The organism is Streptococcus ratti FA-1 = DSM 20564, from assembly GCF_000286075.1.
Classification (GTDB): Bacteria; Bacillota; Bacilli; order Lactobacillales; family Streptococcaceae; genus Streptococcus; species Streptococcus ratti.
Genome location: NZ_AJTZ01000005.1, coordinates 127,451 through 140,380, shown reverse-complemented (window position 1 = coordinate 140,380; position 12,930 = coordinate 127,451). Strand labels below are relative to the sequence as shown.

At 39.5% G+C, this 12,930-nt stretch carries 13 protein-coding genes and 3 pseudogenes; 5 read left to right on the top strand and 11 right to left on the bottom strand.

All coding sequences use genetic code 11. The features are described 5' to 3' along the window. Window positions 1–140: 140 nt before the first annotated feature. Window positions 141–1,220 carry a M24 family metallopeptidase gene (locus SRA_RS02710; protein ID WP_003087358.1) on the top strand — a complete coding sequence of 360 codons (1,080 nt, stop codon included), beginning with the start codon at window positions 141–143 and terminating at the stop codon, window positions 1,218–1,220. Window positions 1,221–1,471: 251 nt separating this feature from the next. Here the strand turns inward: SRA_RS02710 and SRA_RS09890 are convergent. Further along, window positions 1,472–1,714: pseudogene (locus SRA_RS09890) on the bottom strand (IS110 family transposase); the annotation flags it as partial. After that, window positions 1,704–1,790, bottom strand: a pseudogene (locus SRA_RS09885) (IS3 family transposase); the annotation flags it as partial. The pseudogenes SRA_RS09890 and SRA_RS09885, both read right to left, overlap by 11 nt. Before the next feature lie 513 nt (window positions 1,791–2,303). Between SRA_RS09885 and SRA_RS02705 the strand changes: the two are divergent. From SRA_RS02705 to SRA_RS10550, 3 genes and pseudogenes are all read left to right on the top strand, one after another. Beyond that, the gene (locus tag SRA_RS02705) at window positions 2,304–2,537 is read left to right on the top strand and encodes a hypothetical protein (RefSeq protein ID WP_003087355.1); all 234 of its coding nucleotides are present in this window, start codon (window positions 2,304–2,306) and stop codon (window positions 2,535–2,537) included. Window positions 2,538–2,693: 156 nt separating this feature from the next. Next, window positions 2,694–2,846 (top strand): hypothetical protein, encoded by a 153-nt coding sequence (locus tag SRA_RS10130; RefSeq protein ID WP_003087352.1) that lies wholly within the window; start codon window positions 2,694–2,696, stop codon window positions 2,844–2,846. A 161-nt stretch (window positions 2,847–3,007) separates the two neighbouring features. Beyond that, window positions 3,008–3,215 (top strand): annotated as a pseudogene (locus SRA_RS10550) (hypothetical protein); the annotation flags it as partial. Between the two features lie 124 nt (window positions 3,216–3,339). On the opposite strand, the gene SRA_RS02700 reads toward SRA_RS10550, so the two are convergent. From SRA_RS02700 to SRA_RS02660, 9 genes are all read right to left on the bottom strand, one after another. Then, entirely contained in the window at window positions 3,340–3,930 is a 591-nt protein-coding gene (locus SRA_RS02700) for a CDP-archaeol synthase (RefSeq protein WP_003087348.1), read from the bottom strand. Between the two features lie 290 nt (window positions 3,931–4,220). Next, the gene (celB, locus tag SRA_RS02695) at window positions 4,221–5,570 is read right to left on the bottom strand and encodes a PTS cellobiose transporter subunit IIC (protein WP_003087346.1); all 1,350 of its coding nucleotides are present in this window, start codon (window positions 5,568–5,570) and stop codon (window positions 4,221–4,223) included. Window positions 5,571–5,584: 14 nt separating this feature from the next. After that, window positions 5,585–6,103 (bottom strand): hypothetical protein, encoded by a 519-nt coding sequence (locus tag SRA_RS02690; protein ID WP_003091379.1) that lies wholly within the window; start codon window positions 6,101–6,103, stop codon window positions 5,585–5,587. 12 nt (window positions 6,104–6,115) lie between these two features. Next, complete coding sequence (locus SRA_RS02685) at window positions 6,116–6,430, bottom strand: PTS cellobiose transporter subunit IIA (RefSeq protein WP_003087343.1); 315 nt, start codon at window positions 6,428–6,430, stop codon at window positions 6,116–6,118. Then, window positions 6,430–8,418, bottom strand: coding sequence for a BglG family transcription antiterminator (locus tag SRA_RS02680; RefSeq protein ID WP_003087342.1), 1,989 nt, complete (start codon window positions 8,416–8,418; stop codon window positions 6,430–6,432). Before SRA_RS02680 ends, SRA_RS02685 begins: the two co-directional genes overlap by 1 nt. Window positions 8,419–8,462: 44 nt before the next feature. Beyond that, window positions 8,463–8,780 carry a PTS cellobiose transporter subunit IIB gene (locus SRA_RS02675; protein ID WP_003087341.1) on the bottom strand — a complete coding sequence of 106 codons (318 nt, stop codon included), beginning with the start codon at window positions 8,778–8,780 and terminating at the stop codon, window positions 8,463–8,465. Between the two features lie 485 nt (window positions 8,781–9,265). Beyond that, on the bottom strand, window positions 9,266–9,595 hold the full coding sequence (locus SRA_RS02670; RefSeq protein ID WP_003087340.1) for a hypothetical protein: 330 nt from the start codon (window positions 9,593–9,595) through the stop codon (window positions 9,266–9,268). A 172-nt stretch (window positions 9,596–9,767) separates the two neighbouring features. Next, window positions 9,768–11,201: a 6-phospho-beta-glucosidase gene (locus SRA_RS02665; RefSeq protein WP_003087339.1), complete on the bottom strand. Its 1,434-nt coding sequence runs from the start codon at window positions 11,199–11,201 to the stop codon at window positions 9,768–9,770. A gap of 88 nt (window positions 11,202–11,289) precedes the next feature. Continuing rightward, window positions 11,290–12,183: an ROK family protein gene (locus tag SRA_RS02660; RefSeq protein ID WP_003087338.1), complete on the bottom strand. Its 894-nt coding sequence runs from the start codon at window positions 12,181–12,183 to the stop codon at window positions 11,290–11,292. Window positions 12,184–12,245: 62 nt separating this feature from the next. Here SRA_RS02660 and SRA_RS02655 point away from each other — a divergent pair, with 62 nt between their 5' ends. Beyond that, window positions 12,246–12,911 carry an NAD(P)H-dependent oxidoreductase gene (locus SRA_RS02655; RefSeq protein WP_003087337.1) on the top strand — a complete coding sequence of 222 codons (666 nt, stop codon included), beginning with the start codon at window positions 12,246–12,248 and terminating at the stop codon, window positions 12,909–12,911. Window positions 12,912–12,930 lie beyond the last annotated feature (19 nt).

Sequence of the window (12,930 nt, the reverse complement as noted above, 5' to 3'; positions counted from 1 at the left end):
AAAATTACGCTTCCAATGTCATTCTAGCACTATTTGAAAACACTTTCAAGTATAAGAGTGCAAGTTTTATGAAAAACTTAGCATAAACTTGATTTTTTTGTGTTTTTTTGAAAAAATAGAGAACGAAAGAAGGTTTTTATATGTCCAAACAAGTACAATTAATTCAAGCACTCAGGCAAGACGGAACTGCTGCAGCCGTCCTTTCTGATCCTGTTTCCATCAGCTATCTCACAGGTTTTTACAGCGATCCGCACGAACGGCTCATGCTGCTCTTTTTATTTGCAGACAGAGACCCTTTGCTCTTTTTACCGGAGCTTGATGCCGCAAGAGCAAGAAAGCTTATTGATTTCCCAGTTCTTGGCTATATTGATTCTGAAAATCCCTGGCAAAAAATCAGACAATCACTAACTAAAACTGACTACTCAAAAGTTGCACTGGAATTTGATAATCTTAATGTTACCAAATTTAAAGGACTTGAAAGCATCTTTTCCGGACAGTTCACTGATTTGACTCCATTTGTTAATCAAATGCGCCTGATTAAATCTGCCGATGAAATCCAAAAATTATTAGTCGCAGGAAGGCTGGCAGACAAGGCCGTCCAGACTGGTTTTGACCATATTTCCCTTAATGCTGCCGAAACAGACATCATCGCTCAAATCGAGTTTCAAATGAAAAAACTGGGCGTTGATAAGATGAGCTTTGAAACCATGGTGCTGACAGGCAAGAACGCAGCTAATCCTCACGGCATCCCTGGAAGCAATAAGATCGAAAACAATCATCTGCTGCTCTTTGACCTTGGCGTGGAAAGCAAGGGCTATGTCAGCGATATGACCCGTACAGTCGCCGTTGGACAGCCTGATCAGTTCAAAAAGGATATTTATAACGTCTGTTTAGAAGCTCAGCTGACAGCTCTTGATTTTATCAAACCTGGTGTCACTGCCGCTCAGGTCGATGCTGCTGCCCGCTCAGTCATTGAAAAAGCCGGATATGGAGAATACTTCAATCACAGACTGGGCCACGGTATCGGTATGAGTGTCCACGAATTTCCTTCTATCATGGCCGGCAACGATCTGATTCTGGAAGAGGGCATGTGTTTTTCTGTCGAGCCCGGTATCTATATTCCTGAAAAAGTCGGTGTTCGTATTGAAGACTGCGGTCACGTCACCAAAAACGGCTTTGAAGTTTTCACTAAAACACCTAAAGAATTGTTGTATTTCTAATATTTTGAGGCTCCTTGTCAACTGTAGTGGGAGACTTATAATTAAGCACGAGAGAGAATCAAATGGGTTCTCTCTTTCTACCATTTGTCAAGTCTATCAACGGTTTTGAGAACTATTTTTTAAAGATATAGTAGATGTTTAAAGTCTACTGTATCTTTTTAAGTTGTTTAAATCTAAAAAGTGTACACTAAAACAACACCTTATTTTGTGATTTTTTTGATAAGGTGTTACAATAATAGTGCATAACCCCTTTATTGATTTTGGGTTGAAGTATAATCGTAAAGTTTGTTATGCGTTATGAGGTAATACATTGTCCGAATGAGACGATGTATAGAGGCAATCGTGTGTGGCTTGGTTGAAGTCGTTTGCGATTGTCTTTTTCGTTTCTCATAAAAGTCTGCGATATGGCAAGGATTGGTGTGACTGGCTGAAGCGATATTGTGAATGCATTTGAAAAGAATCTTTCTGGCATAAGGGTTGCCGCGTTTGGTAATTAAGACTGCTGTGAATACGCTGGTAATTCCACCAATGTACATAGTCCCTTGTTTTGATAGATAGTTTTTCAAGAGTGAAGCACAACGGCCTTGCCCCTCTTAAAATGAGGAACAAGGCCGTTGCTTGATCGTTTATTATTTCACTGTCCACTTGATAGGGAGCTATTCAGTTTCTCAGTCTTTTTGCATGACCAGATTTATTAGCTCACTTAATTAAAAATCGGAATAGTTAGAGGGATATTTTTTCTCATATTCCACATAAATTGTCAGAATCTTTTTTTGAATTTTCGCATCAGACTTGTTAAATAATATTAATTTAGACCAAAACCCCTTGCTTAAGAAAATCCTAAGCGTTAAAATAAAAGCGTAAATTTTCATAAAATTTTTCAAGACCTGACCACACTGTGAAAATAGTATGAAGATTTATGAAGAAACGATCACAGACCAAGATGGATATTTAGTAGGAGGGACAAAGAAGGGGGGATATGTGTATACTCTAAATAAACGATAATGATTTGAAAAATAGTTTTACTAGGAGAATATCCTCAGTCTAAGACTGTTTGGCTAAAAATATTTTTATGGAGGAAGTATGAAACTGAATTTAAAACTGACTGAACATACAACCATGTCTAAAAGTACTTTCATTTTTACAGTAATCTATGTCCTCAGTCTAGTTATACTAAGCCGTCTTCGTAACTATGAATTAATTGATGGAAATTTATTCCTCATTTTTGGGATTATGGAAATTTTAGCAACCATCTATGCTTGGGTTGTTTTTATAAAAATAGTAATAGGACTATTATCCCATAAAGATTTTGTCTGATATACTTGTAACAGAAAGAAAAAATACTATGAATACAGTGACATTAAATTCAATGGCTTTTAATAATTTTGAAACACTAAACGATACTCTTCTGGCTGATTTTGATGGTGCAGGAGTGTATAGTGCAGTTGTAGGAGGAATAGATAGAGGACTTGAATGGGGGCCAATGGTGCTGCAGCAGGCGGAGCGCTTGGAGCTGGGCTAGGTGCCATCCCAGCTGGTCCTACTGCAGGTATTAGCATTGCTGCTGGTGGAGCTTTACTTTTTGGAACTGTCGGTTTTGTTACTGGAGCTATTGATAACTATTAATGCTGGATCTTATTCATTCCATTTCTACTCATAAAATACAGACGTTTAGAGTAGACACGGTTACATTTTTGATTTAAATATAGAAAATACCTCTCCCCTGCTTCTACTCTTATAGGAAGTCAGGTTTTTTTTCTGAAAAAATTACCCATGGAAGTGAGACTATGAACCAAGTCATTTTTATTATCGCAGTTGTCATAAGGTTCAATATCCTGCTGGAGCTCATCAAGCGCTTGAGCTGATCTGGCAGAGGATCGTCTACCCATGGCTTGCCCCCTCTCTTTTGGCGTCGGCACTACAAGCTGGTTCCTCAGGTCGATACCAGAAGACTGTGGCCCAGCGGTACTGGTCTCTGTCGCCAAGCACAACGGCCTTGACCCTCTTGAAATGAGGAACAAGGCAGTTGCCTAATCGTTTATTATTTCACTATTCCTTTGACAGGGAGCAGTTCACTTTCGTCCCAAACTCTTAATTCTTTTATAAAACAGAAAAAGCTCTATGGCAAAGTCTTTCTTTTAGTTTGAATAACCTGCAAAAGCAAATCAAGCAGAAAAGCTGTAAGCCCGCTTAAAAAGACATAGCCCACATAATAAGAAAAAGTCATGGGGCTAAAAAGAGCAATTACAGCAATGGAACCAACACAAGGAACTGCATAATCTAAGACAATGAAAACCCATCTGGCATTGCCTTGACCCTCTTTTCCCGCAGGGATATTGAAGCGGCGCTTGATGAAACTGTTAGGCAGGTCACAAAGAGCGTAAGCACTGCCCAGAAGAAAACCAAAAAAAAGATTGAAGAAAATATCATTGTTGTAAGCAGCGACCAAGGACAGGGAGAGAAAATGCGGAATGATTCCTAAAATCAGCCCCCAAATAATCTGAAAAAAGGCAGTTAGAGCAATCATCCCCCAGAAGCCCTTCCACGTTTTATTGGGGCCTAAAAAATGTCTGCCGTCAGACTTTTTGAGACCGCCGTCAATTGGCTCATCAATCCAAGCCAGAAAGTCAGATTTACAAAAAAATTTATTGGCAACCCCAGCAAAAATCACGGGCAAAAGGGTCACATACATCATTGTAATTGTCTTCAAAAGGTTTCTCCTCTTTTCATATAAGCTTATTATAGCACATTCTTAGAAAAGTGGAATAAAGACGTACCGGGAAAATGAGGAAAATGATAAGTGCTCAGAAAGTTACATTTTTATATTAATCAAAAGACTAGAACAATCATGGATATGCAAACAAAATATCTCTTTTATATACCGATAGAAAAACCTTCTAACTCTGGTGAAGTAAAACATTTAACTTGTAATTAAAAGGAGTGGGACAAACCGCGATGATTGTTGTGCAATCATCGCGGTTTGTCCCAGCCTCTTGTTTATTAAGCACCCTGTTCTTCTTTAACCAACTTCCTGTCATAATTTCTAATAAATGGATAGTAAACAAGAAAGGCAGCAACGGCGCAAACTAAGGCTAAAATAATAGCTCTCCAGTCTCCTGTACCGATGAATGCTCCAATACCAACTGGAGTTGGCCATGGAACATTAGCAAACACCGCTTTAATCAAATCCAACTTCATAGCGAGATAATAAAGCGTTGCGGAAGTCATAGGCGCCAAGATAAAGGGAATTGCCAATGCTGGATTATAGATAATTGGAATCCCAAAAATAAGCGGTTCATTAATATTGAAGACAGCTGGGACAATTGAAGCTTTTCCAATAGCGCTTAATTGTTCCGATTTAGCACGAGTAGCTAACCAAATACAAAGTCCCAGAGTAGCACCGGACCCGCCGGCGATAACAAACATATTAGACCACTCACCTGCAACAATATAACGCGTTCCTTCCTGAGCATTGCTGGCCATATTAGCCAGTGCAATCGGATTAACAAAGGCAAAGATAATATTAGCACCGTGAATCCCTACAATCCAAAGGGCCTGTGTTAAGAGATAAATGATCATAATACCAATCCAGGTACCGGTTAGATTCCGCACAAAACTAAACGGAATAGAGATGACTTCAAAAATATCTGTTCCAAGCATAATAAAGATACCATTAAGAATGATGACGGCAAAACCAATCACAAATCCCGGTATCAAGGCGGTAAAACCACGGGACACTCCTTCTGGAACAGCTTCCGGCATTTTAATGACCCAATTACGCTTGATACATAAACGGTAGAGATAAACAGTCAGAATCCCCATAATAATAGCGGTGAAAATTCCTGTCGTACCAAAACGAGTGACCCCATTGCTGACAGCCCAGCCATCCGCAACAACTGCCCCTTTTTTTAGTTGGGTAACAGCTGACATTGAACCTTTATTAAATACAACTTGAGGAACAGTCATCAAAAAGGCAAAAAGAGAAAGTAAGGCTCCGTTTAGAGGATTCATATTCAACTCTTCCTCTTCCGCATAAATTTTTGTCAATTCATAACCCATAGTTATGACAAAATAGAGTGATAAAGAGCCCATCGTTGCATAATTAATAATCATATATAAGGCTGTAAACTTATCAAAGGAAGCCGCAAAAATGTCCTTGATAATAGGCAAGAAAGAAAAGGAAAGCGGCAAAACGCTGAAAACTAAGACCATAGAGCCAACAATAGTAAACGGTACAACAGCCATCCCTGCTGCCGTAATGGCTCGGACAATTTTATACTGTGCAATGACACTCATTGGTCCCATGAGATACTTGTCCAGAAAACCAAACAATCCTTTTTGTTCATCCATAAATTTTTCCTCCATTAAATATACTTTTCAATATGATTATGAAAACGACTGTAAAATTTGTCTTCATTATTATTGATTTGTCTGATACGCCTAAGATTATAGCAGCAGATAAGCAAACCAAGAAGCTGCACCAAGGCAAAAAATATGTGGGCTGGCACAGTATCTGAAAAGAAAGGAACAACCGCTGGTAGCTGCCGAGGAATCATCGTAACAGCTAGCAGCAACAGCTCTACACTGATTTGAGCTTTTAACGCCCGCTTAGTCTGTTCAAGATAAACCTCCTTAGCTCCGTAAAGTTTAAACTGCTCAGCACAGGCTGCAATAATTAAAAACAGCAGAATCACTGGTAAAATGAAATAAGCACTCGGCCTATAAATCAGAGAAAGTATCCAATAAAGATTCACAAAGAAAAATAAAGCCAAGCTGTATCGAAACAGCAAATAGCGTGAAAACAGATTATTTTTTAGGCTTATCTTTTGTTTTAGCTGCTGATTGTCCGCCTTTTTTGCTTCTTTGTACAATTGTTGAGACATCTCAGCTCCTTTCTAGTTTAGCTTTTTATACAATTCCAGCATTTCAAGTGCTACTTCTCTCAGGGTCATCGTTGTCATAAGGTGATCCTGAGCATGAACCATGATGATTTCGATTTTAATTTCAACTCCGCCGGCATATTTCTGCAAAAGATCGGTCTGCGCCTGATGGGCCTTAAGCATCTCATCATTTGCATCTGCAAGCTTTTGCTTAGCTAAATCATAGTCTCCTTGGCGCATGGCTTCAAAGGCTTCATGAACCATTGAACGCGCATTGCCAGAATTCAAAATAATTTCAAAGGCCGCAACCTGTAGTTCTTCTGTATTCATCAATCTTGTTTTCCTCCTTCCAGTTTTAAAAATAACTTTTTAAATTGTTCAAATGATTGACAATCTAGCATTTCCTGCTGAATCTTCGGCTGATTGACTAAATTGACAATACAAGAGGCTAACTCTGGTAAACCGTCATTTTCATAAATTGACATTGACGTTAAAAAGATCAGTTTAATCTTAGGATAGTCCTGATTCCAAAATAAGCCCTCTTTGATCAGAGCTACTGCTATGCGGTGTCTGCTGCCTACTGCTTTTATCGGATGCGGTACAGCGATTGTATCACTGAAAACCACCGAACTCATGGCCTCACGCCGAACAAGAAATTTCTCCATCTTATCAGCAAAGTCTTCATTTTCCCCCTCAGAAATACTGAGAATCAACTTCTTTAGCACTTCTTCTTTAGGCATATCTGATAAGCGGAAAAAAGATTCTTTTGAAAAATAGGCATCAAAAACAGGGACTAAGTCAACCCAAGGAAGCTCAGAAGCCATTTCAGCAGATGACGTATTCAGGTGAGCAATCCCATGTCTAATGGTCTTCAGCTCATCCTCGGTCAAGAACACCGAAACAGTGAAAACAGGGATATTAAAGATAAGATTAGATAGATCAATGGATGAAATGATGAAATCAATATTCTTTAGCTTTTCATCATCAATATCATAATAGCCAATAACATCTGCAATATGGACAAGATTCCCTAACTCATTTTCAATCCGATTTTTCAGCATTTGCGCACTGCCATAGCCAGTCGCACAAATAACTAAAATATTATGCTTATTCTTCTCTTTGAGCCTTTCTGCAGCTGCCATAAAATGCAGGGCAATGTAGGCAATTTCATCTGAAGAGAAAGAGAACTGACTAAAAATGGGCATAGTGTGAACTAACTCTTTAGCCAATTGATACTTAGTCTGATATTTTTCCTGAATTTCTGCTGTCAAAGGATTTTCCAAATTGATCCTGCTCTCCAAGCGAATAAACATGGTTGAGAGATGCGCCAACAAACCTTCGATAAACTGAAAATCACTTTTGAGACAAGGTTCCAGCTGTTCAACGCTGGCGATAAGCTCTTTACGAATCTGTTCAAAATGCGCATCTGAAATATAATGAGCATTATTATAGCTTTTTGAAATAAGATGAAGCGTAATGTAATCAACTTCCTCCATGGGAAATTCAATCTTAGTTGTCAGCGTTACGCGTTTCAGAATTCTTCTGGCTACTTCTCTTTCAGGACTATTACTAAATTCCGTTTTATCTGAAATTTTTGCAATATGAAAGCCTTCCGTTATTCGTCTAATCGCCAGAGCAATGTGAATAACTAAATTTTGAATAACAAAATCTGAAAGCTTTAGATGACCTTCACGGCATTCATCCAAAACAATAATCGTTAACTCTTCAAATGAAATTTTCTGATTTAAGAGCTCATTATCAATATAGGTCTGCATCGTATTGATGAAGCCAGAATGGATAAAATAGTCCATAATAAAGCGTCTTTTGTCACGTTCAGTTCCTGTCACAAAGACGCCTTTATTAGCCTTGCTTTCAATTTTTAAATGATAAGGAACAAAGCGTTTTCTTATCTTTTTAAAGTCATTGGACAGAGTGGAACGGCTCACAAAAAGCTCATCTGCTAAATCATCAAAATAGATTTCATTTTGTTCAAACAACAGCTTATTCAGTAAATAGTTGTAGCGATCAGTAATATCAATCACCTGTTTATAATGTAAGGGACGATCAGTAATATGATTGTCTTCCAGAAATTGAAGATAGGCCTCTTTGTTTGTAATGTTCAGCCGATAGCCTTGACCTTGTTTTGAAACAATCGTGACACCGCAATGCTCCTTTAATTTCTCAGCTAAAGATTTGTAATAAGTCCTAATCGTTCTGTCTGAACAATGCAACTGCTCTGCTAGTGTCTTACTAGTGATAAACTGTCCTTCAGCCTTACTCAAGATCTGGATAATCTGCGTTTCTTTTTTATTTAACACCTGACAACCTCCAGTTTGATATCTGGGACACTGCGGCATTAGCTCTAGATATTTTCCTTAACCAGCTTGGCCATTTTTTCAATACCCATCGGAATTGGAATATAGGCTTGCGGCGGAATCTGAACAATTGGTTTATCCTTCTTAGCTGCTGCATCAGCCAACTGTTTAAAATTCATTTTTGTTTGAGGACTGACGAGGTAGAGATCGTAGTTATCTGCCTCAATGCGTTTTTGTCCCTCTGGAACACCGACTGCGTCCATTTCAATGTCTTCACCTTGTTCTTGAAGAAGAGTCATTGTCTTTTTGGCAATCATTGAAGATGACATACCGCCTGCACAAATAATCAAAGCTTGTTTTGCCATAATGTATTCTCCTTTGTTTTTACTTACATTCATATTATAGTAAAACGCTTACATAATGTGAATACGGAAATTTTCCGCAGTAAAACGGAAATCTTTAACTCAATACGGCAAAAAATGCAAGGGACTATGATTTTCCCTTGCATTTTTTTAATATTTGTATCAGTAAAAACAAGCAGTATGCTTGTTACAACTTGAAGACAAAGTCTTTTATGAGACTTTCCTTAGGTGATGCGGACGGCAGCGACTTCCTTCGGAATTCCATGCCTAAGATTTGAGCCTAAGGTCTCAAATCTTCCGAGTGGCAGAAACAAGGGGGGTTCTGCCACTTTTATCACGGCGGAAAGTCTCGGATTAAGGCTCGCTTCGCTCGCAAACCAAAGCCATTTAATCGATAGTTGAAGAACTTCAAAGCATGTTTGCATTGAAAAATGTGTTTGTCTACACTCTGAAACAAGCAGTAGGCTTGTTTTTTCGCTATCACGTTCTTACAGGGGCATTGCCGCAAAAATCTTAGAATGAACATAAACTTGTTTTGGCTCTAATGCGTATTCCTGAGTGATAAGCTGGTGCAGCTTACTATCATTGATTGAGCTGTGAACAACATATCCGTCAGCTGTATTTTCTATAATAGCCACCTTATCCATAATTTTAGCGTTTTTACTAATATCCGGAATATCTGATTTAAAGTGGATGATATAGACAACTTCCTTGAAATTTGACTCTGATTGATTCCTGCCAAAGAAGAACCAAACGACAAAAGCAGTCAGTAAAACTGCCACAAAAACAGTAACTATTGCTTCAATAATGACCAACATAGAATTCTCCTCACTTTCTAAAGAAAGCTTATCAGCCTTGATATATCACTATTTTCTAGACCTTTTTTATGAGATTATTATATATCTTTGTGATATTTTCCTAAGATAAAATGAGCATAGAGAAAACCACTACAAACTAGGAGATTAAAAGCTTGTAAGGGTCATCAGTCAATTAAAGAATTTCCCCGTTTGAAGCAATAACTTTCTTGTACCAATCAAAGGACAGTTTCTGTGAACGGGCATAAGTTCCTGAGCCGTCATCATGCTTATCTACATAGATGAAGCCGTAGCGTTTCCGCATTTCACCTGTGCCCGCTGAGACAAGGTCAATACAGCCCCAAGGCGTATAGCCCATGAGATCAACACCATCTTCATCAACAGCCTTAATCATTTCCTTAATATGAGCTGACAGATAGTCAATCCGATAATCATCGTGCACCAGACCATCTTCTGCCACTTGGTCAATAGCCCCAAAGCCATTTTCTACGATAAAGAGCGGCAGGTGGTACATATCAGTAAACCAGTTGAGAGCATAGCGCAGGCCTTCGGGATCTATCTGCCAGTCCCAATCGGAAGCTTTGACATAAGGATTTTTCACTAGGTCTTCTGTTTCCAAATAATCAAAATGAGGATTATTGTCACGGTGTGAGTCAATAGCAAAGGACATGTAATAGCTAAAGCCGATATAATCAACTGTGCCAGCCAGCAAGTCTTTTTTATCTTCTTCAGTAAAATCAACCTTGATGCCTTTGCGTTCCCAATACTTGAAAATATGATTTGGGTAAAAACCATGCACATGCACATCTGCAAAATAATAACGTTTTTGCATAGCTTTTTGCGCCATCAGCACATCAGCTGGCTTACAGGTTGCCGGATAGATCGGGCACATGGCAATCATACAGCCGATTTGGAGACTAGGATTAATCTCATGGCCAATTTTTACGGCACGCGCGGAAGCTACTAATTCATAATGAGCAGCTTGGTACATGATTGCTTCGCGATCATCCCCCTCTTTGTAAACAATGCCTGAATTGGTAAAGGGTGCAAAGTCTTCCTGATAATTGGCTTGGTTATTGATTTCATTGAAGGTCATCCAGTATTTGACCTTATCCTTATATCGACGGAAGCAAACTTCTGCAAAACGCACAAAGAAATCAATGACTTTGCGGTTGGTAAAGCCGCCGTATTCGGTCACCAGATGATAAGGCAATTCAAAATGCGACAGAGTCACAACCGGTTCAATCCCGTATTTCAAGCATTCATCAAAAAGGTCATCATAGAATTGAAGTCCAGCTTCGTTAGGTTCTGCCTCATCACCTTTAGGAAAAATACGGGTCCAAGCGATTGACGTTCGGAAACATTTAAAGCCCATCTCTGCAAAGAGTTTAATGTCTTCCTTGTAGTGATGATAAAAATCAATGGCTTCATGATTGGGATAATATTTTCCCGGCAGGACACCGTCTGTGATTTCCCGCGGAATGCCGTGTCGGCCTGCTGTCATGACATCAGCAACAGAAATTCCCTTGCCGCCTTCCTGCCAGCCACCCTCCAACTGGTGGGCGGCCACCGCACCGCCCCAAAGAAAATGCTCAGGTAATTTAGACATACTTCTACCTCCTTGTTTTTCTACTTTCATTTTAACAAACGCTTTCAAAATTAAAATAGAGAAGATTTCCTTAAGGCATAAGGAAATTTTAAACAGATTTTGTTAAAAAATAAGCTGCTCCTAAAAGATTGGCATCATTGAAAAACTGACAGGCTAAGATTTGCGGGCGCTCAACAATCAGCCTAACAGGATCTACTTGAGCATGCAAAAGGTCGAACTGTCTGTTAATTTCTTCAAGCAGCACGGGCTGAGTACTGATACCGCCGCCGATAACACAGCATTCCACATCAAGAATGGTTTGCAAATTAAGAATAAGATGGGCTACGTGGCGGCAATAGGTTTCAAAAAGAGAGTAGATACGGGCATCTTTTTGTTCAATGTAATGAAAAGCAGCTCTGCCGTCCTGTTTATCAGCAAGTTTTAAAACTTCTGCTATTTTTTCAATAAGACCGACAGCTGACACTTGGATGCCCTTCATGTCTCCTATCTGATTTTTCTCTTTATCTGGCAATAAAAAGGTTAATTCTCCAGCTTGAAAATGCGATCCTTGATAAAGCTGACCATTGATAATGATACCGCCGCCTAGACCAGTTCCCAAAATCAGAGCCAGTCCGTTTTGAATGCCCTTTAGATTACCCTTGGCTAATTCTGCCAGAGCCGCAGCCTTGCCATCATTAATGGCAGCAACAGGCTTGCCATATTTTGCCTCCAAAACACTTTTGACATGAAATTCATGTAAAAATCGCAGGACTCCGCCATAATAGATAATCCCTTTTTCGCTATCAACAGTCCCCGGAGCACTGACAGCAATCCCTGCTATTTTTGCCAAATGCGGGGTAACAATACTGTCTATCAAAGTCAGACAGCTTTCCATGTCCTGTGGCGAAGCCTGTATCGGTAAAGGATCAATCTTTTCTAAATCATCACTAATCAAGGCAGACTTAAGCTGAGTTCCGCCAAAATCTAAGGCTAAAATTGTCATCTTTTTCCTCTTTTTTATAAATTATGATATGATAAGTTTATCAAAATAAGGAGCATTTCACCATGACTAAAGAAGACATTAAAAAACAAGTCCGTCAGGCTTTTGATCGCCGCGTTGCCGTGCGGGTCTACAATGACCAAAAGATTCCCAAAGACGATATGGAATTCATCCTTGATACGGCCTGGCTAAGCCCGTCTTCTATCGGCCTTGAACCTTGGCGTTTTATTGTTTTAGAAGATGAAGCTGTCAAAAAACAGCTCAAGGAAATTGCCTGGGGAGCTAAGTACCAGCTGGAGACAGCCAGTCATTTTGTGCTGGCTATAGCCAGCAAAGACGTCCGCTATGATTCAGAAAATGTTCGTCAAAGCCTGATCCGCCGCGGAATAAAGGATGGAGAAGATTTGAATTCTCGCCTTAAGCTCTATCAGTCTTTTCAGGAAAGTGATTTGAAGCTAGACAGCGAGCGGGCTTTGTTTGACTGGGCTGCTAAGCAGACTTACATTGCCATGGGCAATATGATGACAGCTGCCAGCATGATTGGCATTGACTCCTGTCCAATCGAAGGATTTGATTATGATAAGGCTAATCATATCTTAAGTCAGGCCGGTCTTATTAACCCTCAAACCGAAGGCATCGCCAATATGATTTCCTTTGGCTATCGCTTGCGCGATCCTAAACACCCGCGCAGCCGTAAAGCGCGAAAAGAAGTCATTACTTGGCCTAAGTAACTGGATTCTTCTGTTTGGC